22 protein-coding genes and 1 other RNA gene are annotated in these 22,419 nt (G+C 65.2%); 18 read left to right on the forward strand and 5 right to left on the reverse strand.

All coding sequences use genetic code 11. The features are described from left to right. Nucleotides 1–80 precede the first annotated feature (80 nt). Complete coding sequence (gene alaS, locus KBA32_RS00725; RefSeq protein ID WP_294353748.1) at nt 81–2,696, forward strand: alanine--tRNA ligase; 2,616 nt, start codon at nt 81–83, stop codon at nt 2,694–2,696. A gap of 288 nt (nt 2,697–2,984) precedes the next feature. Beyond that, nucleotides 2,985–3,767 carry an NAD(+) diphosphatase gene (gene nudC / locus KBA32_RS00730; protein WP_294353750.1) on the forward strand — a complete coding sequence of 261 codons (783 nt, stop codon included), beginning with the start codon at nt 2,985–2,987 and terminating at the stop codon, nt 3,765–3,767. On the opposite strand, the gene KBA32_RS00735 is transcribed toward nudC, so the two are convergent. The 5 genes from KBA32_RS00735 to KBA32_RS00755 are packed head-to-tail and all read right to left on the reverse strand — an operon-like array spanning nt 3,754 to nt 6,308. Further along, on the reverse strand, nt 3,754–4,242 hold the full coding sequence (locus tag KBA32_RS00735) for an adenylyltransferase/cytidyltransferase family protein (protein WP_294353752.1): 489 nt from the start codon (nt 4,240–4,242) through the stop codon (nt 3,754–3,756). The genes nudC and KBA32_RS00735 overlap by 14 nt on opposite strands. 25 nt (nt 4,243–4,267) lie before the next feature. Further along, entirely contained in the window at nt 4,268–4,918 is a 651-nt protein-coding gene (locus KBA32_RS00740) for a BON domain-containing protein (protein ID WP_294353755.1), read from the reverse strand. Continuing rightward, nucleotides 4,915–5,508, reverse strand: coding sequence for a phosphoheptose isomerase (locus tag KBA32_RS00745; RefSeq protein ID WP_294353757.1), 594 nt, complete (start codon nt 5,506–5,508; stop codon nt 4,915–4,917). Before KBA32_RS00745 ends, KBA32_RS00740 begins: the two co-directional genes overlap by 4 nt. Before the next feature lie 52 nt (nt 5,509–5,560). Continuing rightward, nucleotides 5,561–5,914 carry an HIRAN domain-containing protein gene (locus KBA32_RS00750; protein ID WP_294353763.1) on the reverse strand — a complete coding sequence of 118 codons (354 nt, stop codon included), beginning with the start codon at nt 5,912–5,914 and terminating at the stop codon, nt 5,561–5,563. A gap of 13 nt (nt 5,915–5,927) precedes the next feature. Beyond that, a complete protein-coding gene (locus KBA32_RS00755) occupies nt 5,928–6,308 on the reverse strand; it encodes a YraN family protein (RefSeq protein ID WP_294353766.1) in 381 nt (126 codons plus the stop codon). A gap of 16 nt (nt 6,309–6,324) precedes the next feature. On the opposite strand from KBA32_RS00755, the gene rsmI reads away from it, so the two are divergent. The 16 genes from rsmI to KBA32_RS00835 form a co-directional block, all read left to right on the forward strand. Further along, a complete protein-coding gene (rsmI, locus tag KBA32_RS00760; protein WP_294353769.1) occupies nt 6,325–7,164 on the forward strand; it encodes a 16S rRNA (cytidine(1402)-2'-O)-methyltransferase in 840 nt (279 codons plus the stop codon). Nucleotides 7,165–7,246: 82 nt separating this feature from the next. Continuing rightward, nucleotides 7,247–8,308, forward strand: a complete 1,062-nt coding sequence (pyrC, locus tag KBA32_RS00765; protein ID WP_294353773.1) for a dihydroorotase — start codon at nt 7,247–7,249, stop codon at nt 8,306–8,308. Between the two features lie 54 nt (nt 8,309–8,362). Next, nucleotides 8,363–8,812, forward strand: a complete 450-nt coding sequence (locus tag KBA32_RS00770; RefSeq protein WP_294353776.1) for a hypothetical protein — start codon at nt 8,363–8,365, stop codon at nt 8,810–8,812. A gap of 32 nt (nt 8,813–8,844) precedes the next feature. Continuing rightward, nucleotides 8,845–9,249, forward strand: an RNA gene (rnpB, locus tag KBA32_RS00775) — RNase P RNA component class A. Between the two features lie 74 nt (nt 9,250–9,323). Beyond that, nucleotides 9,324–10,673, forward strand: coding sequence for an MATE family efflux transporter (locus KBA32_RS00780; protein ID WP_294353779.1), 1,350 nt, complete (start codon nt 9,324–9,326; stop codon nt 10,671–10,673). A gap of 369 nt (nt 10,674–11,042) precedes the next feature. Beyond that, nucleotides 11,043–11,486, forward strand: a complete 444-nt coding sequence (gene mraZ, locus KBA32_RS00785; RefSeq protein ID WP_294353782.1) for a division/cell wall cluster transcriptional repressor MraZ — start codon at nt 11,043–11,045, stop codon at nt 11,484–11,486. Beyond that, complete coding sequence (rsmH, locus tag KBA32_RS00790; protein ID WP_294353783.1) at nt 11,483–12,424, forward strand: 16S rRNA (cytosine(1402)-N(4))-methyltransferase RsmH; 942 nt, start codon at nt 11,483–11,485, stop codon at nt 12,422–12,424. The genes mraZ and rsmH overlap by 4 nt, the downstream gene beginning before the upstream one ends. Nucleotide 12,425: 1 nt before the next feature. Further along, nucleotides 12,426–12,701, forward strand: coding sequence for a cell division protein FtsL (gene ftsL, locus KBA32_RS00795; protein ID WP_294353786.1), 276 nt, complete (start codon nt 12,426–12,428; stop codon nt 12,699–12,701). Then, complete coding sequence (locus tag KBA32_RS00800) at nt 12,698–14,458, forward strand: penicillin-binding protein 2 (RefSeq protein WP_294353791.1); 1,761 nt, start codon at nt 12,698–12,700, stop codon at nt 14,456–14,458. Before ftsL ends, KBA32_RS00800 begins: the two co-directional genes overlap by 4 nt. After that, the gene (locus KBA32_RS00805) at nt 14,455–15,963 is read left to right on the forward strand and encodes a UDP-N-acetylmuramoyl-L-alanyl-D-glutamate--2,6-diaminopimelate ligase (protein ID WP_294353793.1); all 1,509 of its coding nucleotides are present in this window, start codon (nt 14,455–14,457) and stop codon (nt 15,961–15,963) included. Before KBA32_RS00800 ends, KBA32_RS00805 begins: the two co-directional genes overlap by 4 nt. Further along, nucleotides 15,960–17,369 carry a UDP-N-acetylmuramoyl-tripeptide--D-alanyl-D-alanine ligase gene (gene murF, locus KBA32_RS00810; protein WP_294353797.1) on the forward strand — a complete coding sequence of 470 codons (1,410 nt, stop codon included), beginning with the start codon at nt 15,960–15,962 and terminating at the stop codon, nt 17,367–17,369. The genes KBA32_RS00805 and murF overlap by 4 nt, the downstream gene beginning before the upstream one ends. Further along, entirely contained in the window at nt 17,369–18,457 is a 1,089-nt protein-coding gene (gene mraY / locus KBA32_RS00815) for a phospho-N-acetylmuramoyl-pentapeptide-transferase (protein ID WP_294353800.1), read from the forward strand. The genes murF and mraY overlap by 1 nt, the downstream gene beginning before the upstream one ends. 1 nt (nt 18,458) lies before the next feature. Further along, nucleotides 18,459–19,844 (forward strand): UDP-N-acetylmuramoyl-L-alanine--D-glutamate ligase, encoded by a 1,386-nt coding sequence (gene murD, locus KBA32_RS00820; RefSeq protein WP_294353803.1) that lies wholly within the window; start codon nt 18,459–18,461, stop codon nt 19,842–19,844. Then, a complete protein-coding gene (gene ftsW, locus KBA32_RS00825; RefSeq protein ID WP_294353806.1) occupies nt 19,844–21,004 on the forward strand; it encodes a putative lipid II flippase FtsW in 1,161 nt (386 codons plus the stop codon). Before murD ends, ftsW begins: the two co-directional genes overlap by 1 nt. Next, nucleotides 21,001–22,068: an undecaprenyldiphospho-muramoylpentapeptide beta-N-acetylglucosaminyltransferase gene (gene murG, locus KBA32_RS00830; RefSeq protein WP_294353811.1), complete on the forward strand. Its 1,068-nt coding sequence runs from the start codon at nt 21,001–21,003 to the stop codon at nt 22,066–22,068. Before ftsW ends, murG begins: the two co-directional genes overlap by 4 nt. After that, nucleotides 22,065–22,419, forward strand: a 355-nt coding sequence (locus tag KBA32_RS00835; RefSeq protein WP_294353816.1) for a Mur ligase domain-containing protein, incomplete at its 3' end; no start/stop codon positions are given. The genes murG and KBA32_RS00835, both read left to right, overlap by 4 nt.

The following is a 22,419-nucleotide window of genomic DNA, read 5'->3' on the forward strand; positions in this document are numbered from 1 at the left end:
TCGTCGGGCGGTCGGTCTGTGTACTTTTCGGTGCTAAAATCAAAACCCTTTGAAATCCGCCCCTTCAGGGACAAATACCGATGAAAAGTGCCGAAATTCGCGAGAAATTCCTCAAGTTCTTTGAGTCCAAGGGTCACCAGATCGTAGCCTCGAGCTCGCTCGTGCCGCACGACGACCCGACCCTGCTGTTTACCAACGCCGGGATGAACCAGTTCAAGGACGTTTTCCTCGGTTTCGACAAGCGCCCCTACAACCGGGCGACGACGTCGCAGAAATGCGTGCGCGCCGGCGGCAAGCACAACGACCTTGAGAACGTCGGCTATACGGCGCGCCACCACACCTTCTTCGAGATGCTCGGCAACTTCTCGTTCGGCGACTATTTCAAGCTCGACGCGATCAAGTACGCGTGGGAACTGCTGACCGAAGTCTTCAAGCTGCCCAGGGACCGCCTGTGGGTGACGGTCTATGCCGAGGACAACGAAGCCTACGACATCTGGCACAAGGTGATCGGCCTGCCGGCCGAGCGCGTCATTTGCATCGGCGACAACAAGGGCGCGCGCTACGCCTCCGACAACTTCTGGATGATGGGCGACACCGGCCCGTGCGGCCCGTGCTCGGAAATCTTCTACGACCACGGTGAGCACATCCCGGGCGGTTTGCCGGGTACGCCGGACGAAGACGGTGACCGCTACATCGAGATCTGGAACAACGTGTTCATGCAGTTCAACCGCGACGAGCACGGCGTGATGCACCTGCTGCCCAAGCCGTCGGTCGATACCGGCATGGGCCTGGAACGGATCACCGCGGTGCTGCAGCACGTGAACAGCAACTACGAAATCGACCTGCTGCAGACGTTGGTCAAGGCTGCGGCGCGTGAAACAAGCGATGCGGACATGGACAGCCCGTCGCTGCGTGTTCTGGCGGACCATATCCGCGCCTGCTCGTTCCTCATCGCCGACGGTGTCATCCCAGGCAACGAAGGTCGTGGCTACGTGCTGCGTCGCATCATCCGCCGTGCCATCCGCCACGGCTACAAGCTCGGTGCACGCGTCGCCTTCTTCCACCGCATGGTTCCTGATCTGGTCGCCGAAATGGGCGCTGCCTATCCGGAGCTGGTGTCCGGCGAGAAGCGCGTCACCGACGTCTTGAAGCAGGAGGAGGAGCGTTTCTTCTCGACGATCGAGCACGGCATGGCGATTCTGGAAGGCGAACTGGCGGCGATGGCCGGCAAGGGCGTCTTCAACGGTGACACCGCGTTCAAGCTGCACGACACCTTCGGCTTCCCGCTCGACCTGACCGCCGACATCTGCCGCGAGCGCGGGGTCACCGTGGACTCGGCCGGCTTCGAGGCGGCGATGAAGCACCAGAAGGAACAGGCGCGCGCCGCCGGCAAGTTCAAGATGTCCGCCGCGCTCGAATACAGCGGGCCCGAGACGACCTTCCACGGCTATGAGACGCTTGAGTTCAAGGGTACGGTCCTGGCGCTTTACAAGGACGGCTCGCCGATCAGCGAACTGCGCGAAGGCGACGCCGGAACGGTGGTGCTCGACGATACGCCGTTCTACGCCGAGTCCGGCGGCCAGGTCGGCGACCGTGGCCTGTTGCAGTCGGCTCAGGGTATCTTCTCGGTCGAGGACACGCAGAAAATCCAGGCTGCCGTGTTTGGTCACCAGGGTGTGCTCAAGACGGGCAGCCTCAAGGTCGGCGACGAGGTTGCTGCCAAAGTCGATCTCGTCGCGCGCAAGCGCACGATGCGCAACCACTCGGCGACGCACCTGATGCACAAGGCCTTGCGCGAAGTGCTCGGCGAGCACGTGCAGCAGAAGGGTTCGCAGGTCGACCCGGACAAAACGCGCTTCGACTTCGTGCATAACCAGCCGCTGACCGATGAGGAAATCCGGCGCGTCGAGAAAATCGTCAACGCCGAGATTCTCGAGAACGTCGATTGCCAGCATCGCGTGATGCCGATCGACGAGGCACAGAAACTTGGCGCGATGATGCTCTTCGGCGAGAAGTACGGCGATGAAGTGCGCGTCATCGACATCGGCTCGTCGCGCGAGTTGTGCGGCGGGACGCACGTGCGGCGCACCGGCGACATCGGCGTGTTTACCGTCGTCGCCGAAGGTGGCGTCGCGGCCGGCGTGCGCCGGATCGAGGCGATCACGGGTGACGTCGCGCTGGCCTACATGCAGGGCATGGAAACGGCGCTCGGCGGCATCGCGGGCACGCTCAAGGTGCAGACGAACGACGTGCAGGCGCGCGTGTATTCCATCCTCGACCAGGTCCGCCATCTCGAGCGCGAGCTGGCCTTGCTGAAGAGCAAACAGGTGGCCGCGCAAGGCGATGCGCTGGTCAACGAGGCGGTCGATGTGAAGGGTGCGAAACTGCTTACCGCGACGCTCGACGGTGCTGACGTGAACGCCCTGCGCATGACGATGGACAAGATGCGCGACAAGCTGAAGAGCGCGGTCGTTGTCCTGGCTTCCACCGCTGGCGGCAAGGTGACGCTGATTTCCGGCGTGACTCCGGATCTGACCGGCAAGGTCAAAGCCGGCGAACTCGTGAATTTCGTCGCCCAGCAAGTCGGCGGCAAGGGCGGTGGCCGCCCGGACATGGCGCAGGCCGGCGGCACCGACCCGGACAAGCTGCCGGCGGCGCTGGCGTCGGTCCGCGCCTGGGTTGAGCAAAAACTGTAGCGGTCGATATGCGTTGAACCTGAAAAACTCGCTTCTTCACCGCAAAGGCGCAAAGATCGCAAAGGTTCGCAAAGAAAATCAAAGCGCTACGCGAACAGCACCTGTCTTCCATCGCCACCACAGGGTGAATGGCCAAGTACGATCCACCTGTTGTTTCCTTTGCGATCTTTGCGCCTTCGTGCCTTTGCGGTGAGGTTTTCAGGTTGAATCAGGCGGCCGCCTCGTATCGTCGAGGTGGCCGTTTTTTCTCCACCGTGTGGCGGCGGAGGAAGTACGGGAGAGCGGCGAATGAGTGGCGTGGAAGCGGAAGCGTATTGGCTGGTTCGTGTCGGCGGCGAGTTCGTCGTAACGCCGGGGGCGGCGCCGGGCGAGCTATTTCCGCAGGGCTGCGGAAACGCGCTTGCCGGACTCGATCAGGCCTTGCATATCGGCGAATGGCAGGGCGCGCCGTGCTACGCCATCGACGTCGAAGCGCTGCCACGCGCGCTTGCCGGCGAACCGGTACCGATCCGGGCCGTGTTCGGACTGGGCGGTGCCGAGGCGTTCGCCCTCGTCTGCCGCGCGGCGCAACTGCTCGACTGGAAGAAGAATCATCGCTACTGCGGTCGTTGCGGTACGCCGACGACCAGGAAGCCGGATGAGTTCGCGATGCAGTGCCCGTCCTGCGGCCTGATAACCTACCCGAGAATCTCGCCGGCGGTCATGGTGCTCGTCCGGCGCGGCGACGAACTCCTATTGGCGCGCAGTCCGCATTTCCGGCCCGGCATGTTCAGCGCACTGGCAGGGTTTGTCGAGGCGGGTGAAACGGTCGAACACGCGGCGGTGCGCGAAGTGCGCGAGGAGGTCGGGATCGAGATCGCCAACCTGCGCTACTTCCAGAGCCAGCCGTGGCCTTTCCCGGATTCGCTGATGCTGGCCTTCTTCGCTGACTATGCCGGGGGCGAGATTGCGCCCGATCCGGCCGAGATCGAGGAAGCCGGCTGGTTCGCTCTCGACGCGCTGCCGCCGCTGCCCGATCCGGTGAGCATTGCGCGCCGCCTGATCGACGCGGCGGTCCTTACAGGGTCCTGATCTTCTCGAGCAGGGCGGTCGTCGATTTCTGGTGAATGAAGGGAATCGACACGGTGCGGCCGCCCCAGCCGGCGACTTCGACGTTGCCCACGATCTTCCCGACCGGCCAGTCGCCGCCCTTGACGAGTACGTCCGGGCGACATTCGAGGATGCGCTCGATCGGCGTGTCCTCGTCGAACCAGGTGACGAGCGAAACGCATTCGAGCGCGGCGATGACGGCGAGGCGGTCGGCTAGCGTATTCACCGGCCGGTCGTCGCCCTTGCCCAGGCGGTTGACCGAAGCGTCCGAGTTGAGCGCGACGACCATGGCGGCACCGAGCGCGCGCGCCTGCCCGAGCAGGGTCACGTGGCCGCGGTGCAGGATGTCGAAGCAGCCGTTGGTGAAGACGAGCGGCCGGGGCAATTGGGCCAAGCGGCCGGACAAGGCCTCGGGCGCGACGATCTTGCGCTCAAAGACAGGAACGGGAAAATTCATTGGCGTACCTTGAAGGCGAGGGCGACTACGGATTCCGGACTTCGGCCGCTTTGCCGTTGCCGCTTACCTTCTGTACTCCGTCGATTTCGCGCGCTTGGGCGGGCGAAATGATTTCCATCAGATTCACCACCTTCTTGACGCCCGTGGTTGTGCGCGCCACGTTGATTGCCGAGTCCGCTTCGGCCTGCGTGACGATGCCGAGCAGGTAGGCCGTCCCGGCTTCGGTGACGACCTTCACGTGAATCGGGTTGAATTTGCCGGCATCGACCGAACGGCTCTTGATCTTGGAGGTGACGAAGGCGTCGTTGCTGCGGTTGGTGTAGGAACTCGCCGGGCCGACAACGAGCTCGTTGTGCACGCCCTGGACGTTGGGCAGCCCGCCGACGATGCGCTCGGCTTCGCTCTTGGCGTCCTCGCTCGGCACTTCGCCGGTGATCAACACCTTGCGGTTGTAACTGGTGAAATTGAGGTGCGCCTTGTCACCGACTTTTTCGCTGACCTGCGCGTTGGCTTTCCATTCGATCGTTTCGTCGTCGGTCTGGACGCCGAGCGTGCGGCGGTCGACGGTCGCCATCACGCCGGAGGTGACGCCGGCGGCGACGACCGGGAAGCAGCCTTGCAGGGCAGGCAGGACGGTGGCGCCGATCAACAGTGTTGCGATAAGGCTCTTTTTCATTCTTCAACTCCTAATAGCAGGCAATCGATGCCGTCGCACAGGCAGTGGAGGGTGAGCAGATGCACTTCCTGGATGCGGGCGGTGCGGTCGGACGGGACGCAGAGGTGGATGTCCGAGTCGCGCAACATCTCGCCAATCTGGCCGCCGCCCTTGCCGGTCAACGCGACGACGCGCAAATCGTTGTCCTGCGCCGCCTGGATGGCCTCGATGACGTTCGGCGAGTTGCCGGACGTCGAGATGGCGAGCAGGACGTCGCCGGGCTGCCCGAGTGCGCGCACCTGGCGCTCGAAGATCGCCTTGAAACCGTAGTCGTTGGCGACGGCGGTCATGATCGAGGTGTCGGTGGTCAGCGCGATCGCGGCCAGTCCCTGGCGCTCCATCTCGAAGCGCCCGACGAGTTCGGCAGCGAAATGCTGCGCGTCGGCGGCCGAGCCGCCGTTCCCGCAGGCCAGAATCCTGCCGTTGCCGACGAGGCTGCCGACCATCACTTCGACGGCGCCGGCGATCGGCGCGGCGAGCAGCTCGATCGCTTCGAGCTTGGTGTGCGCGCTGTCGGAAAACTGCTGACTGATGCGTGAGATCAAATCCATGGGGGTTGTCGCGTGAAAAACAGGCCGTTAGTCTATCACCAGAGAATCGTTATCACAGGACGAGGAAAACCTCGAACTCGATCCGGCGCCATGGGTCGGGGTCGTCGCGTACTGCCGATACGCGCGCTTCCAGTGCCTCGCCGGCGTCGAGCGCCTGCGCCACGGCACGGTTTTCGGCGCGCGGGACGTAGCCGAGCTTCTGCCCGTTCCAGTCGACGCGCACGGCGTTGCGGTCGTGGCGGTTGTCCGCTTCGCGCGTCAGCGTCAAGCGGTCGCCGACGCGAATCTCGCCGCGCAGGCGCTTGGCGCCGTAATACTGGCTGCCGGCGAGCGGCGAACTCTGGACGAGGATCTTGATCGACTCGGCGAAAGCCGCCGCGTTCAGCCACAGCGAGAGAAGCAGCACCCGGCCGAATCGTTCAGTCCAGCGAGAAGGCATCGCGCAGCCATTCAATGTCATTACTGGACGTGCCGCTCAGGAGAATGCAGTCGAAGCGACAGTCGTCGTCGGTCAGCGCGTTCGCCATCAGAAAGTGCTGGGCGGCGAGGATGATCCGGCGTTGCTTGGTTGCCGTTACGCTGGCAGCGGCGCCGCCGAAAGCGGCGTTCCGGCGCAGGCGGACCTCGACGAAGACGAGTACCTTCCCGTCACGGCAGATAAGGTCGATTTCGCCGCCGCGGCAGCGGTAGTTGCGCGCGATGATCCTGAACTTTTTCTTTTCCAGGAAACGCGTCGCCAGGTCCTCGGCCTGCCGACCGGCGCTGCCGCTCGTTTGCTGCGTGGTATCGTTGTCGCTCATTGATCCGGTGACCGAAATGACAGAAGAATCCCCCGCATTATATGTAGTGCCGACGCCGCTCGGGAATCTGGCCGACATGACGCAGCGCGCCATCGACGTGCTGCGCCGCGTGCCCTGGGTGGCTGCTGAAGACACGCGTCACAGCGCGCCCCTGCTGAAGCACTACGGGGCGGGCGCACGTCTGTTGCCGGCGCACGAGCATAACGAGGAGGGCGCGGCGCAGCAGGTGATCGGCAAGCTCGCGGCGGGCGAGTCGGTCGCGCTCGTCTCGGACGCTGGCACGCCGGCCGTTTCCGATCCCGGCGCGCGTCTCGTGGCGCGCGTGCGCGCCGCGGGCTTTCGCGTGATTCCGCTGCCGGGCGCGTGCGCAGCGGTGACGGCGCTGTCGGCGTCGGGCCTCGCCGAGCCGCACTTCCTCTTCTACGGCTTCCTCCCGGCCAAGACCAAGCAGCGCGAAGACGAATTGCGGGCGTTGTCGGGGCTGCCGTACGCGCTGCTCTTCTACGAGGCGCCGCACCGGATACTGGAGACCGTCGAGTCGATCGCCAGGGTTCTTGGCAACGACAGGACGCTCGTTCTGGCGCGCGAGTTGACCAAGCTGTTCGAGACGATTCACAGCTGTCCGTCGGGTGAGGCGCTCGCCTGGCTGCAGGCCGATGCCAACCGGCAGCGCGGCGAGTTCGTTCTGCTTGTTTCGGGTGTCGTCGATTCCGGGAATTCCGGGGAAGGCGAACGCGTGCTGAAGTTGCTCCTCGACGACGGTATCTCGGTCAAGCAGGCCGTCCGTCTGGCGCACGCAATTACCGGTGCGCCGAAGAACGCGATGTACGATCTGGCGCTGAGTCTCAAGGAGTAACGTGGCGACAGATGCGGCGATGAAAGGCGCGCCGCAGGAGGCTTTCAACTAGAATGCAGGCGTTACGTTTTCTGGCCTTATCATGCCAAACAGCCAAACCGCATCCCTCGCTCGAATCACCCTGACGCGTCCCGATGACTGGCACCTGCACCTGCGCGACGGTGACGCGCTCAGGTCCGTGCTGCCGCACAGCGCGGCGCAGTTCGCCCGGGCCATCGTCATGCCCAATCTGCGCCCGCCGGTGACGACCGTGGCCGCGGCCGGCGAGTATCGCCAGCGCATTCTCGCCGCGCTCCCCGAAGGTGCAAGTTTCGAGCCGCTGATGACGCTCTACCTGACCGACAACACGCCGGCCGACGAGATCCGGCGCGCCGTCGACAGCGGCTTCGTCAAGGCGGTCAAGCTCTATCCGGCCGGGGCGACGACCAACTCCGACGCGGGCGTAACCGATCTTGCCAAGTGTGACGCGGCGCTCGCCGAGATGGAAAAGGCGGGCATGCCGCTGCTGGTGCACGGCGAAGTCACCGATCCGGCGGTCGACATCTTCGATCGCGAGAACGTCTTCATCGAGACGGTGCTGCAGCCCCTGCTGGTCCGGCGACCCGGGCTGCGCGTCGTGTTCGAGCACATCACGACGGCCGATGCCGCAGAGTTCGTTGCGACGGCTGGCGACAACGTTGCGGCGACGATCACCGCGCATCATCTGCTCTACAACCGCAATGCCCTGTTTACGGGTGGTGTTCGTCCGCACTATTACTGCCTGCCGGTGTTGAAGCGCGAGAAGCACCGCGCCGCCCTGGTCGGCGCGGCGACATCGGGCAGCAAGAAATTCTTCCTCGGTACCGATTCGGCGCCGCATGCGCGCCACACCAAGGAGGCGACCTGCGGTTGTGCCGGTTGCTACACGGCACACGCGGCGCTGGAACTTTACGCCGAGGCGTTCGAGGTGGCCGATGCGCTCGACCGGCTGGAGGCCTTTGCCAGCTTCAACGGCCCGGACTTCTATCGGCTCCCGCGCAATTCGACGCGCGTGACGCTGGAGAAAACGCCGTGGCAGGTGCCCGAGGCGTTTGAATTCGCCGGCGGCGATGCGCTGGTGCCCCTGCGCGCAGGTGAGTCGCTCGCCTGGCGCCTTGTTGGCTAGTTTCTTGCGGAGGCGTTCGTGATTCGACTCAGCTTTATTCCGCGGTGGATCGTGTTGGCGCTGCTGCCGCTCCTGGCCGCGTGCACCGACCTTCGCGCAACCTTCGAAATCAAGGGCAGCGCGCATGCACTGAGCCTGATCCGGGTAACCGGGATGTTTTGGGAGAAGACGGCGGAGTACTCGATCGTCGCCGCCCGCATGCCGGACTGCATGCGCCGCCACGCGCTCGGCAAGGCGGCGCTCAAGGCCCGGGTCGAGGTCTATTCGCCCGGCAACGATGCCTGGATTCTCAGGCAGGGCAAGCAGATGTACGTGGTCGAGACGCGCACTTGCGAAGGCTTTGCCAAGCTGGATAAGGAACCCGACAGCGGACTCGGCGTGCCGATGGGTGCCTTCGAGATGCGCGGCAGCGAGCTTGTTTTCACGCCGGCGGTCAAGGCAGAGCCACCGCCCGCGGCGGCGCCCGCGCCGGGCGAACCAGCGACTGACGCCACGCAGAGCTGATTTGTCCGCCGGACCGCGTATAATCGCGGCGGGAAGTCGGCCAGGCAACCGCTGGGGGAGAGGCGAAAGTCTCGAACCGGGAGGAAAGTCCGGGCTTCACAGAGCAAGATGCCGGCTAACGGCCGGGCACCGCAAGGTGACGGAAAGTGCAACAGAGAATAGACCGCCTAAGTCCGGGGTAGCCCGGGCCGGCAAGGGTGAAACGGCGCCCCGGCTATAGCCGGGGCGGTCGGGCGCAAGCCCGGCCGAGGTAAGAGCTCACCGCGGACGTGGTAACACGGACGGCACGGCAAACCCCATCTGAAGCAAGACCAAATAGGGAAGCGCATGGCGTGGCTCGCGTTGCTTCCGGGTAGGTTGCTTGAGCGCACTGGCAACAGTGCGCCTAGAGGAATGGTTGCCCACGACAGAACCCGGCTTATCGGCCGACTTCCCACTGCTCTCTGCCGCCGCGTTTGACAGAGCGTCTGGTGGCGTCAATACTGGTTTTCACCCTGCGCAGCGCACCTTCATGGACAACACGGATCGTCCCCGGCTCAATGTCATCGCTGGCCCCATTCTGGGCGAGTTTCTTCTCGGCTACACGGTGGTCATCGTCGGTCTGTGGCTGGCGTCGCACACCTCCGACGGCGCGGCGGGCAGTCTCGGTCTCGCCAATCAGGTGCTTGAAACACTGTTCGTGCTCTATCGCGTGCTGGCGATCGGCATGGGCGTCGTCATTACCCAGCTGCTCGGCGGGCAACAAACCGAAAGCGTGCGCAGAACGGCGCTGGCCGGTCTCGGCGCGGCGACCTGGGCGGGCGTGTTCGTGTTCGGCTGGCTGGTGTTCGGCAACGATCTGATCCTCGACGTGCTGAACGCGCCGGCGGAAATCCTGCCGATGGCCGCGCCTTACCTGCAATTGCTGGCACCCGCTGCGCTACTTGAAGGCTACAACCTGATGATGGCGGCGATCCTGCGCGCCCACCTGCACGTCAAGGATTCCCTGCGCGTGATGATCGCCATGCATTGCAGCCACTTCGTGCTGGCCGTGCCGCTGATGCTCGGTGTGGGGCCGTGGGATGGGTTTGGCCTCAACGGATTTGCCATCGCGTTGCTGTCCAGCCGCGCAATTGGCCTGGTTCTGCACCTGCGCCTGTGGCGCCGGCGCATGGCGCTGGTGCCCGCGCTGTCCGACTGGTGGGCGTTCTGCCCTCGCATCCTGGCGCCGGTCCTGCGCATCGGCGTGCCGGGGGCGACGACCGAACTCGGCTACCGGGCAGCGTTCATGGTGTCGCTGGCGGCGACCGCGCGACTCGGCGTCGTGGCGCTGGCGACGCATTCCTATGTCCTGCAGTTGCTGCGCTACGTCTTCCTGATCAGCCTGTCGATCGGCTGGGCGTGCGAGATCATCGTCGGACGCCTGATCGGCGCCGGCCAGTTCAGTCAGGCGCGTGCCCTGGTGATCAAGGGAGTACGCAATGGCCTGGTCGCATCGGGCTCGATCGCCGTGGTCGCGGCCTTCGCCGCGCCTTGGCTGATGCGCATTTTCACCAAGGATCCGGCGGTGATCGAGGCGGCGCAGGTTCTCCTCTGGATCGCGGTGGTCCTCGAGTGCGGGCGCGTCTTCAATCTGATCGTCACGGGCGCCTTGCGCGCGACGGGCGATGCGATTTATCCCGTCGTTGCCAGCGTCGGTTCGTTCGCGCTGGTGCTCGGTGTCGGCTCCTATTTTCTCGGGCACGCCATCGGACTACCCGGGATTTTCATCGCCTACGCCGCCGACGAGTGGGTGCGTGGCCTGCTGATGTTCGTTCGCTGGCGCTGGCACGGCTGGGTTCCGCATGCGCGCAACGCGCAGCGGCGCGTGCGGCGCGGGTGATTACTCCCCGATCTTGATCGCCAGCGGGGCGCTGATCGGCGTTCCGTGTCGCCCCGTCCATCGCTACGCCATCCCGATGCGCTGAGATCCCTCGCGCATTGTTCAACGGATCTGGCTTTTGGCCTATGTTCGTCACAAAGCACTTTAAGTTGTAATTTTTCCTTGTTGTTTTTTAACAGAAATTTACCGTGAACGTTTCTCCGGAAACGCTTGTAAGTCATTGTCCGCATTGGTTTTTTTGGTGAAAAACAGCTTGCTTGTGCAAAATCTTTGCCTTAAAGTGGGAGGCGGTGGTGAAAAGTGGGGAATCGGGGGTTTCTCACGAAGGTTTTCACAAGGGCAACGGTTACAGGCGAGGGCACGGGTTTGATGTTTCAGGGAGCGGCAGCGCTAAGTCTCGACGCGAAAGGTCGGCTCGCCATTCCGGCGCGCCACCGGGATGCGCTCGTGGCGGCTTCCGCCGGCCAGCTCGTGCTGACTGCCCATCCGCATCGTTGTTTGCTCCTTTATCCGGCCGGCGCGTGGGAGCCGATTCGCGACAAGGTGCTCGCCGCGTCGAGCCTTGATCAGCGCTCCGCTGCCATCAAACGTCTTCTGGTCGGTAATGCGCGCGAAGAAACGCTGGACTCTGCCGGTCGCCTGCTCGTCGCGCCGGAATTGCGCCGCTTTGCCCAGTTTGAAAAGCAGGTCTGGCTGGTCGGGCAGGGCAGCCACTTTGAAATCTGGTCCGATGCCGGCTGGCAGAAGGAGCAGGAGGCGGTCTTTGCCCTTGGCGACCAGTTGCCGCCGGGTCTTGAGGATCTGGCGCTGTGACCGCTGCCCTGTCGCATCAGACAGTGCTACTGCGGGAGGCGGTTGAGGCTTTGACGATAAAGCCCGCCGGCGTCTACGTCGATGGCACGTTCGGCCGCGGTGGCCACAGCCGGGCCATTCTCGAACAGTTGGGTCCGAACGGGCGACTCATCGCCTTTGACCGCGATCCACAAGCCATCGCCGCCGCGCAGTCGATGAATGACTCCCGCTTGACGATCGTGCACCGCGCTTTCGGCGACCTGGCCCCGGTTTTGGCCGAGGTCGGCGTGTCGGCGGTGGATGGCGTGCTCCTCGACGTTGGTGTTTCCTCGCCGCAGATCGATGACGGTGAGCGCGGTTTCAGTTTCCGTTTCGATGCGCCGCTCGACATGCGCATGGACACGACGCAGGGAGAGACGGCGGCCGAGTTTCTGGCGACGGCCGGCATAAAAGACATTACGGAGGTGATTAGGAGTTATGGCGAAGAACGGTTTGCTTTCCAGATTGCAAAGAAGATTGTGGCTACTCGGAGCGAGCGGCCTCTTACAACCACAGGCCAACTCGCCGCGCTTGTACGCGAAACCGTGCGGACCCGCGAGCCCGGCCAGGATGCGGCGACGCGTACCTTTCAAGCTCTACGGATTCACGTCAATCAAGAGCTCGAGCAACTCGCTCTAGTCCTGCCGCAGGCGCTGGACGTGCTGCAGCCCGGAGGGCGCCTGGTCGTGATCAGCTTCCATTCGCTGGAAGACCGCATCGTCAAGCGTTTCATGCGCGACGAAGCGAGCGTCGATCGTCTGCCCAAGAATCTCCCCTTGCGCAGCGTCGATCTGCCGCAGCCGCATTTGCGCCTCGTCGGCAAACCGGTCAAGGCGGGTGACGAGGAAGTCGCTGGTAATCCGCGCGCGCGCAGCGCCGTGATGCGCGTGGCCGAAAAGCTGGGCGAACGAGGCGAATAGGATGCTGCGCCTCAATCTTCTTCTGCTCATCGTTGCGGTCGTCTGCGCACTCAGCGTTGTGACGTCGCAGCACAAGGCGCGCCGCCTCTTCCAGGCGCTGGAAAGCGAGCAGGAGCGCGCCGAGCATCTGGATGTCGAGTTCGACCAATTGCAGCTCGAACTGTCGACCTGGGCGACCTCGCCGCGCATCGAAAAGATCGCGCGCGACAAGCTCAAGATGCGCACCCCCGAGCCGGCCAAGGTGGTCGTCGTCAGCCCCGTCGAGGTGTCGCGATGATGAACTTCAAGGGGCCGAAGGGGCACAAGTTCGCCGAGAGCCCGGTGCTCAAGCTCCGCCTGCCGGCCTGGCGTTCGCGCCTGATGGCGCTCCTGATCCTCTCCTGCTTTGGCGTGCTGATCGGACGCGCGTTCTACCTGCAGGTGCTGAACAACGACTTCTTGCAGGAAAAAGGCGAGTCGCGCTACCGGCGTGACCTGGAAATCCCGGCCTCGCGCGGCCGCATTTCCGACCGCAACGGCGACATCCTGGCGGTGTCGACGCCGATGAAATCCGTCTGGGCGATTCCTTCGGAAGCACGCCTGAACAACGAGCAGATCGGGCTGCTGGCCAATCTGCTCGAAATGGGTACGAAGGAACTTGCGCAGAAGCTGGCCAGCGACAAGACCTTCGTCTTCCTGCGCCGCCAGTTGCCGCCGGACATCGGCGAGCGCGTCGCGGCGCTCAAGCTGCCGGGAATCGGTCAGGACAAGGAGTATCGTCGTTTCTATCCGGGCGGCGAGATGACCGCGCACATGGTCGGCTTTACCGGCGTCGACGACAAGGGGCTGGAAGGCGTCGAGCTGGCCTTTCAGCGGCAGCTCCTCGGGCACGCCGGCAGCCGCAGCGTGATCAAGGACCGGCGCGGCCGGATCGTCGAAGATGTCGGTTCGATCAAACCGCCGCAGGACGGCAAGGACATTCGCCTGGCGATCGACTCCAAGGTGCAGTACATGGCCTACAGCCAGCTGAAACAGGCGGTTACCGACTTCAAGGCCAAGGCGGGCGGTGTTGTGGTTGTCGATACCAAGACCGGCGAGATCCTCGCGCTCGCCAACTGGCCGACCTACAACCCGAACAACCGCGAACGGTTGAGTGGCGCGCAACTGCGCAATCGGGCATTGACTGACACCTATGAGCCGGGTTCGGTGATGAAACCGTTTACCGCCGCGCTCGCGCTCGAATACGACAAGGTGCGTTTCGACACGGTGATCGCTTGCGCGCCAGGACGGCTGACGATCGGCTCGGCGACGATCTCCGATGCACATCCGCACGGCGATCTGACCGTCGCCCAGGTCATCCAGAAGTCGTCCAACGTCGGCACCGCGAAGATTGGCGCGATGCTGTCGCCCGAGCAGATGTGGACGATGTTCGATGCCATTGGCCTCGGGCAGCAGCCGGGTCTGGGCTTCCCCGGCGAAGTGACCGGCCGCTTGCGGCCGTGGAAGAGCTGGCGGCCGATCGAGCAGGCGACGATGTCGTACGGCCACGGTCTCTCCGTCTCGTTGATGCAACTGGCGCGCGCCTACACGATTTTCGCGCGCGAAGGCGACATGGTTCCCCTGAGCCTGACCAGGACCGACGGAATGCCGATACCGACGAAGCAGATCTTCAGCCAGCAGACAGCGCGCGAAGTGCGGACCATGCTTGAAATGGCCGCGCAGCCCGGTGGAACGGCACCGAAGGCGCAGATTCCCGGCTATCGCGTCGGCGGCAAGACGGGCACCGCGTACAAGATCGAAGGCGGTCAGTACGTCCGCAAGTACGTCGCTTCGTTTGTCGGCTTCGCGCCGGTCTCCGATCCGCGCCTCGTGGTTGCAGTGATGATCGACGAGCCGAGCGCCGGTGGACACTACGGCGGCGACGTGGCCGGGCCGATTTTTTCCAGCATCATGGGCGGCGCCCTGCGCACGCTGGGCGTCCCGCACGATGCGCCGATCCAGGTCGCGCAGAGCGGGGCAGCCGGAAAAGCACCGGCCGGAAAGGGAAAACTATGACTCAGCAAACGGATTTCATGCCGGCCGCTGCTGGCGAAATCACGCCGGAGCGCATAATCCGGCGCTTCGCCGACCTGGGCGTTCAGCTGACCGGCGTCGCCGACGACAGCCGCAAGGTGCGTCGTGGCGACTTGTTCATGGCCTACCCGGGCGACCTGAACGACGGGCGGCGCTTCATCGCCGACGCCATCGCGCGCGGTGCCGCGGCCGTGTTCTGGGAAGCGCGCGGCGACTTCGTCTGGAATGCCGACTGGCGCGTGGCGAACCTCTCTGGTACGGGCCTGCGCGCCCTTTGCGGGCCGCTCGCGCACGCCGTCTTCGGCCAGCCGAGCGAACGCCAGTCGGTGATCGCCATCACCGGCACCAACGGCAAGACGACGATCAGCCAGTGGCTCGGTCGCTCGCACCCGCGCTCCTGTGCGGTGATCGGTACGCTCGGCGCCGGTTTTGTCGGCGATCTGGACGATACCGGCCTGACGACGCCCGAGGCGACGAACCTGGCGCGCTACCTCGCCGACTTCGCCCATGCCGGCGCGCAAGCGTGCGCCGTCGAGGCCAGTTCGATCGGCATCGAGGAGGGGCGGCTCGATGGTACGCGCGTCGACGTCGCCGTCTTCACCAATCTCACGCGCGATCACCTCGACTACCACGGTTCGATGGAGAGCTACGCCGAGGCCAAGAAGCGACTGTTCGCCTGGCCGCGGCTGCGCCTCGCCGTGGTCAATCTGGACGATCCGTTCGGCGTCGAGCTGGCAGAAATGACCACGGCGGCGAAAGTGGTTGGATATACGCAAGGCGACGGCTTTGCCGACCGGCAAGGCGTGGTGCGCGCCGAGGACGTGGAAGAGGCGGTGACCGGCTTGCGCTTCCGCCTCTCCGCGCCGAGCGGCAGAGCAACGGTTGAAACCGGCCTGGTCGGGCGCTACAACGTATCCAATCTGCTCGCCGTAGCCGCCGTATTGCTCGATGCGGGACTCAAGCCGGCCGAGGTCGCGGCACGCTTTGCCGAGCTGACGCCGCCGCCCGGACGCCTGGAAAAGATCGGGGGCTACAACGAACCGCTGATCGTCGTCGACTACGCGCATACGCCCGATGCACTCGAAAGTGCACTTGCGGCCTTGCGTGGCGTGGCGACCGCGCGCGGCGGAAAGCTCGTGGCCGTGTTCGGCTGCGGTGGCGATCGCGATCGCGGCAAGCGCCCGCTGATGGGCGAGATCGCCACGCGCCTCGCCGACCGTGTCGTGCTGACCAGCGACAACCCGCGTAGCGAAGACCCATTGGCGATTCTTGCCGAGATTCGGCAGGCCGCACCGTCGGCCGACGTCATCGCCGATCGCGCCGTTGCGATCGGGAAAACCATCCGCGAAGCGCACCCGGCCGACGTCATCCTGCTCGCCGGCAAGGGCCACGAGCCGTATCAGGAAATCGCCGGTGTGCGCCGACCGTTTTCGGATCTCACCGAGGCACAAGGCGCGCTCGTTGCGCGTCAGGAGGAGGGCGCATGAGCGTCGTCATGAATTTGCAGGAAGCGGCGCAGGCCACATCGGCCACGCTGATCGGCGCCGAAGATGGTGCGGCCGTCGCGTTCCGCGGCGTCTCCACCGACAGCCGCAAGATCGAAGCCGGCCAACTCTTCATCGCCCTGCGCGGCGAAAACTTCGACGGCCACGAATTTCTCGCCACGGCGAGCGCAGCCGGTGCCGTCGCCGCGGTGGTCGCCGCCGACGCCGTCGCCTCCTTGCCTGAAGTCGCGCTCGCCCTTCTGGTTGTCGAAGATACGCGCCTGGCGCTGGGTCGCCTTGCCGCCGCATGGCGTTCGCGCTTCGCCCTGCCGCTCGTCGCCGTGACCGGCAGCAACGGCAAGACGACGAGCAAGGAAATGCTCTCCAGCATCATGCGCGCGGCGCACGGCGACGCCGTTCTCGCGACGCAGGGCAATTTCAACAACGACATCGGCCTGCCGCTGACCTTGTTGACGCTGAGCGCGCAGCACCGCGCGGCGGTGATCGAGATGGGCATGAACCATCCGGGCGAAATCGCCTACCTCGCGCGCATCGCGCGACCGACCGTGGCGCTGGTGACCAACGCGCAGCGCGCGCACCTGGAAGGGATGGGGTCGATCGACATGATTGCCCGCGAGAAGGGCAGCGTCTTCGAGGAATTGGTCTCCCCCGGCGTGGCCGTCTTCCGTTCCGATGACGAATGGTCGGATCTGTGGCGCGAGCAGAGCACAGGCCACGCGACGATGACCTTCGCGCTCGATCATCCCGCTGATGTGACGGGCCATTACCAGGCGCACGGGCTCGACAATCACTTGACCATCACGGTGCATGGCGAAACGATCGAAGTCGCGCTGGCCTTGCCCGGTGTGCACAACGCGCGCAACGCGCTTGGGGCCGCGGCGGCGGCGCTGGCCGCAGGCGTTTCGCTGGAAGCGGTCGGACGCGGACTCAACGCCTTTCGCGGCGTCAAGGGACGTCTGCAGCGGCGTGCGGGCGCGGGCGGCGCCATGCTGCTCGACGATACCTACAACGCCAACCCGGATTCCGTACGCGCCGGCATCGACGTGCTGGCCTCGACCGTCGGCAAGAAGATCCTCGTGCTCGGCGACATGGGCGAGATCGGCGACATGGCCGGGCAGTTCCACGACGAGGTCGGCGGCTACGCCAAGAGCCAGGGTATCGACCTCCTGTTCGCGCTCGGTGAGTCGAGCGCGCTGGCGGCGTACAACTTCGGCATCGGCGGACGGCACTTCAAGAAGATCGAGGACCTGGTCCCCGCCCTGCTGCCTGAAATGACGGCCGACGCGATCGTGCTGATCAAGGGATCGCGCTTCATGCGCATGGAACGCGTCGTCGAGGCGGTCGCCGCCCCGATTGCCGATGTCGTTCAGCCAGAGGAGAACAAGTAATGCTGCACGCACTGGCGCAATGGCTGTCGCAGGACATCCGCGGCTTCAACGTCTTCAACTACATCACGCTGCGCGCCGTGTTGGCGGCGATGACCGCGCTGATCATTTCGTTTACCGCAGGCCCGCGAGTCATCCGCTGGCTGACGACGAAGAAGATCGGCCAGGCGGTGCGCACCGACGGGCCGCAGACGCACCTCGTCAAATCGGGCACCCCGACCATGGGCGGCGCGCTGATCCTGATCGCCATCGGCGTCACCACGCTGCTCTGGGGCGATCTCGCCAACCGCTACGTCTGGGTGTTGTTGATCGTGACCCTGGGCTTCGGCGCCATCGGCTGGTACGACGACTGGAAGAAGGTCGTCTATCGCGATCCCAAGGGCCTGGCCAGCCGCTGGAAGTACTTCTGGCAATCGGTGATCGGCCTCGTGGTGGCCGTCTATCTGGCGATGTCCTCGACCCTGCCGGCGGAAATGGAACTGATCGTGCCGTTCTTCAAGACGGTTTCGTATCCGCTCGGCGCGATCGGCTTCGTCATCCTCACCTATCTCGTCATCGTCGGTTCGAGCAACGCGGTGAACCTGACCGACGGGCTGGACGGCCTGGCGATCATGCCGACGGTGATGATCGGCGGCGCGCTGGCGATCTTCTCCTACGTCGCCGGCAGCGCGGTCTTCTCGAAATACCTGCTGATGCCCTACATCCCGGGCGCCGGCGAGCTCGCCGTGTTCCTCGGGGCGATGGTTGGCGCCGGCCTCGGCTTCCTGTGGTTCAACGCCTACCCGGCCGAAGTGTTCATGGGCGACGTCGGCGCGCTGGCGCTCGGCGCGGCGCTTGGCACCGTCGCCGTCATCGTGCGCCAGGAAATCGTGCTCGCCATCATGGGCGGCGTGTTTGTCGCCGAGACGCTCTCGGTTGCCGCGCAGGTGCTCTATTTCAAGTTCACCGGCGGCAAGCGGATCTTCCGCATGGCGCCGCTGCACCACCACTTTGAACTCGGCGGCTGGAAGGAAACCCAGGTCGTCGTCCGTTTCTGGATCATCACCATCATGCTGGTGCTGGTCGGTTTGTCCACGTTGAAGATTCGCTGACATGCAACTCAAGGATAAAACGGTTCTCGTCCTCGGCCTCGGTGAGTCCGGGCTGGCGATGGCCAAATGGCTGGGTCGGCAGGGCGCGCGGGTGCGCGTCGCCGACAGCCGCACGCAGCCGCCGAACGTCGATGCGCTGCGCGGCGCAGTGCCGGGTGCCGCGCTGTGCTGCGGTCCGTTCGCCGACGAGACCTTTGCCGGCGTCGATCTGATCGCCATCTCGCCCGGCGTCCCGGTGCAGGAAGCGCAGGTCCGGGCGGCAATGGCACGTGGCGTGCCGGTCGTCTCCGAGGTCGAGCTGTTCGGCTGGGGCGTTCGCCAGATGAACCCGGCCGCGAAGATCGTCGCCATCACCGGCAGCAACGGCAAGACGACGACGACGGCGCTGACCGCGCATGTCCTGAACGCCGCCGGCGTGCCTGCCGTGGCGTGCGGCAACATCTCTCCGTCGGCGCTTGACGCGCTGATGGCGGTCGAGGACGGTTCCGGCGAGTTTCCGGCCGCGCCCGCCGTCTGGGTGCTCGAACTCTCCAGCTTCCAGCTGGAGACGACGCACACGCTGTCCGCCGACGCGGCGACGATCCTCAACGTGAGCGAGGACCATCTCGACCGCTACGCCGGCATGGCCGAGTACGCCGCGGCCAAGGCGCGCGTTTTCCAGGGCGAGGGTGTGCTGGTGCTCAACCGCGAAGACGCCTTCTATACGTCGCAAGTGGCCGGGTTGGGCGGACGGAAGTGCGTGAATTTTGGCTTGAACAAACCAATGCGCGGCGACGATTACGGCCTGGTCGACGGCTGGATCGCGCGCGGCGAAGAGAAGCTGATCGCGCTCAGCGCGATGAAACTCGTCGGTTCGCACAACGCCGCCAACGCCATGGCGACCCTGGCGCTGTGCGAGGCGGTCGGCGTCGAGCCGGCGCGCCTGTTGCCGGCACTCGCGGCATTCTCCGGCCTGGCGCACCGCGTCGAGTTCGTCGATGCGATCAACGGCGTTTCGTACTACGACGACTCCAAGGGCACCAACGTCGGCGCTACGCTGGCCGCGCTGCAAGGCATGGGGCGCAAGGTCGCGATCATCCTTGGCGGCGAAGGCAAGGAACAGGATTTCACGCCACTGAAAGACGCACTGGCCGAACACGGCCGCGCCGTGGCCCTGATCGGGCGCGACGCGGAACTGATCGGCCAGGCGATCGAAGGTTGCGGCATCCCGACCGAGCGCTGCGCCGACATGGCCGCCGCCGTAAGCTGGTGCGCCGCGCAGGCGCAGGACGGCGACGCCGTGCTGCTCTCGCCGGCGTGCGCGAGCTTCGACATGTTCCGCAACTACGGACACCGCGCCGAAGTCTTCATCGCCGCCGTGCGCGCGCTGAAAGGGGAGGCGGCCTGATGCTGCAAGCGCTCGACGCCCCGCGCCGCATGCCGTCGGAGATCGATCTGACGCTCCTCTGGAGCGCGCTGATCCTGCTCCTGACCGGCATGGTCATGGTGTATTCGGCGTCCATCGCAATCGCCGAAGCGGGACGTTTCACCGGGAATCATCAGGCGTACTACCTCGTGCGCCACGGCGTGTTTCTGACCGTCGGGCTGATCGCCGCCGGTTTCGCCTTCCAGGTGCCGCTGTCAAGCTGGCAGCAGTTTGCCCCCTGGCTGTTTGTCGCCGGTTTCGTCCTGCTGTTGCTGGTGCTCGTTCCCGGCGTCGGGCGTGACGTCAATGGCGCGCGCCGCTGGCTGTCGCTCGGCTTCATCAACCTGCAACCGTCGGAGTTGATGAAGCTCTTCGCCGCGATCTACGCCGCCGACTACACCGTGCGCAAGATGCCGCACATGCACGACCTGAAGAAGGCCTTCCTGCCGATGGCCGGCGCCATGGTCGCGGTCGGCGTGCTGCTGCTCAAGGAGCCGGACTTCGGCGCCTTCGTCGTCATCATCTCGATCGCCATCGGCATCCTCTTCCTGGGCGGCATGCGGGCGCGCCTGTTCGCCGTCTTGATCGTCGTTCTGGTCGCGGCGTTCGCCGTTCTCATCATCGTCTCGCCGTACCGCCGCGACCGCATCTTCGGCTTCATGGACCCGTGGTCCGACGCCTACGGCCGCGGCTACCAGCTCTCGCACGCGCTGATCGCCTTCGGCCGCGGTGAACTGCTCGGCGTCGGGTTGGGCGCGAGCGTCGAAAAGCTGTTTTACCTGCCCGAAGCGCACACCGACTTCCTGCTGGCAGTCATTGCTGAAGAACTTGGCTTCGTCGGCGTCGTCATGGTCATCGTGCTCTTTGGCCTGGTCATCCAGCGTGCTTTCGTCATCGGGCGCCAGGCGGTCGCGCTCGATCGCCTCTACGCTGCGCTCGTTGCACAAGGCATCGGCATCTGGATCGGCGTGCAGAGCTTCATCAACATGGGCGTGAACACCGGCCTCCTGCCGACCAAAGGACTGACCTTGCCGCTGATGAGCTTCGGCGGTTCGGGCATCGTCGCCAACTGCATCGCGCTGGCGATCCTGTTGCGGGTTGACTGGGAGAACCGCCAACTGATGAGAGGCGCGAAGCTATGAAGAAAACGCTCCTCGTCATGGCCGGCGGTACCGGTGGGCACGTATTCCCGGGGCTTGCCGTCGCAGACCTGCTCAAGAGCCGCGGCTGGAACGTCGTCTGGATGGGCAATCCGGACGGCATGGAAGCCAAGCTGGTGCCGTCGCGCGGCTACGAAATGGCCTGGGTGCGTTTCGGCGCGCTGCGCGGCAAGGGCCTCATGCGCAAGCTCTCGCTGCCGTTCAACCTGCTCTCCGGCTGCTGGCAGGCGTTCAGGGAAATCCGTCGCGTCAAGCCCGACGTCGTGCTCGGCATGGGCGGCTACATCACCGTGCCCGGCGGACTGATGGCGGCGTTGACCGGACGGCCGCTGGTGGTTCACGAGCAGAACTCGATCGCCGGCCTTGCCAACCGGATGCTGGCGAAGATCGCCAGGCGCGTCGTCTGCGGCTTCCCGGGCGCATTGTCGAAGAGTGTCTGGGCGGGCAACCCGGTGCGCCGCGAGATCGCCGACCTGACGCCGCCCGCCGAGCGCATGGCGGCCCGTCTCGAAACGGACGAGCCCTTGCGTCTCCTGGTGCTTGGCGGCAGCCTCGGCGCGGCGGCGCTGAACGAAATGGTGCCCAAGGGCGTGGCCCTGCTGCCGGAAAACGAGCGGCCGGTGATCGTGCATCAGGCCGGCGCGAAGCATCTGGCGCAGCTGGAGAAGAACTACGAGGACGCCGGCGTGCGCGCCAATTGCGTGGCTTTCGTCGACGACATGGCCGGCGCCTACGAATGGGCCGATCTGGTGATCTGCCGCGCCGGCGCGCTGACCGTCGCCGAGCTGGCTGCGGCTGGCATCGCCAGCATCCTGGTGCCGTTCCCGTTTGCCGTCGACGACCACCAGACATCCAACGCCAGATTCCTGGCGTCGGCCGGCGGCGCCGTCCTGCTGCCACAGAATGAAATGACACCCGAGGCGGTGAGCCTGCTCCGCAACTACAGCCGGGGCCAGTTGCTGCAGATGGCCGAGAAGGCGCGTGCGTTGGCCAAGCCGGAGGCGGCGACCGAAGTCGCCCGGGTGTGCGAGGAGATTGCACAATGAAACACAAGGTCAAGAACATCCACTTCGTCGGTATCGGCGGTGTCGGCATGAGCGGCATCGCCGAAGTGCTGGCGAATCTGGGCTTCTCGGTCAGCGGTTCCGATCTGGCCGAGAGCGCGACGACGCGCCGCCTCGCTGCGCAGGGCATCCGCATTGCCACCGGGCACGCCGCCGAGAACGTCGGTAACACTGACGCCGTCGTCGTGTCGACGGCCGTCAAGTCAGACAACCCGGAAGTGCTCGCCGCGCGCGAGCGCAAGGTGCCGCTGGTGCCGCGCGCACAGATGCTCGCCGAACTGATGCGCCTGAAGCAGGGCATCGCCATCGCCGGCACGCATGGCAAGACGACGA

Source organism: Propionivibrio sp. (genome assembly GCF_017995515.1).
Taxonomy (GTDB): Bacteria; Pseudomonadota; Gammaproteobacteria; order Burkholderiales; family Rhodocyclaceae; genus Propionivibrio.

Bases quoted from the DNA above. Each gene is read 5' to 3' on its own strand.
- mraZ (WP_294353782.1), top strand. From the start codon at position 11,043: ATGTTTCAGGGAGCGGCAGCGCTAAGTCTCGACGCGAAAGGTCGGCTC.
- ftsW (WP_294353806.1), top strand. From the start codon at position 19,844: ATGCTGCAAGCGCTCGACGCCCCGCGCCGCATGCCGTCGGAGATCGAT.
- nudC (WP_294353750.1), top strand. From the start codon at position 2,985: ATGAGTGGCGTGGAAGCGGAAGCGTATTGGCTGGTTCGTGTCGGCGGC.
- KBA32_RS00800 (WP_294353791.1), top strand. From the start codon at position 12,698: ATGATGAACTTCAAGGGGCCGAAGGGGCACAAGTTCGCCGAGAGCCCG.
- KBA32_RS00740 (WP_294353755.1), bottom strand. From the start codon at position 4,918: ATGAAAAAGAGCCTTATCGCAACACTGTTGATCGGCGCCACCGTCCTG.
- KBA32_RS00805 (WP_294353793.1), top strand. From the start codon at position 14,455: ATGACTCAGCAAACGGATTTCATGCCGGCCGCTGCTGGCGAAATCACG.
- KBA32_RS00755 (WP_294353766.1), bottom strand. From the start codon at position 6,308: ATGAGCGACAACGATACCACGCAGCAAACGAGCGGCAGCGCCGGTCGG.
- KBA32_RS00735 (WP_294353752.1), bottom strand. From the start codon at position 4,242: ATGAATTTTCCCGTTCCTGTCTTTGAGCGCAAGATCGTCGCGCCCGAG.
- KBA32_RS00745 (WP_294353757.1), bottom strand. From the start codon at position 5,508: ATGGATTTGATCTCACGCATCAGTCAGCAGTTTTCCGACAGCGCGCAC.
- pyrC (WP_294353773.1), top strand. From the start codon at position 7,247: ATGCCAAACAGCCAAACCGCATCCCTCGCTCGAATCACCCTGACGCGT.
- rsmI (WP_294353769.1), top strand. From the start codon at position 6,325: ATGACAGAAGAATCCCCCGCATTATATGTAGTGCCGACGCCGCTCGGG.
- murF (WP_294353797.1), top strand. From the start codon at position 15,960: ATGAGCGTCGTCATGAATTTGCAGGAAGCGGCGCAGGCCACATCGGCC.
- ftsL (WP_294353786.1), top strand. From the start codon at position 12,426: ATGCTGCGCCTCAATCTTCTTCTGCTCATCGTTGCGGTCGTCTGCGCA.
- murG (WP_294353811.1), top strand. From the start codon at position 21,001: ATGAAGAAAACGCTCCTCGTCATGGCCGGCGGTACCGGTGGGCACGTA.
- mraY (WP_294353800.1), top strand. From the start codon at position 17,369: ATGCTGCACGCACTGGCGCAATGGCTGTCGCAGGACATCCGCGGCTTC.
- murD (WP_294353803.1), top strand. From the start codon at position 18,459: ATGCAACTCAAGGATAAAACGGTTCTCGTCCTCGGCCTCGGTGAGTCC.
- KBA32_RS00780 (WP_294353779.1), top strand. From the start codon at position 9,324: ATGGACAACACGGATCGTCCCCGGCTCAATGTCATCGCTGGCCCCATT.
- alaS (WP_294353748.1), top strand. From the start codon at position 81: ATGAAAAGTGCCGAAATTCGCGAGAAATTCCTCAAGTTCTTTGAGTCC.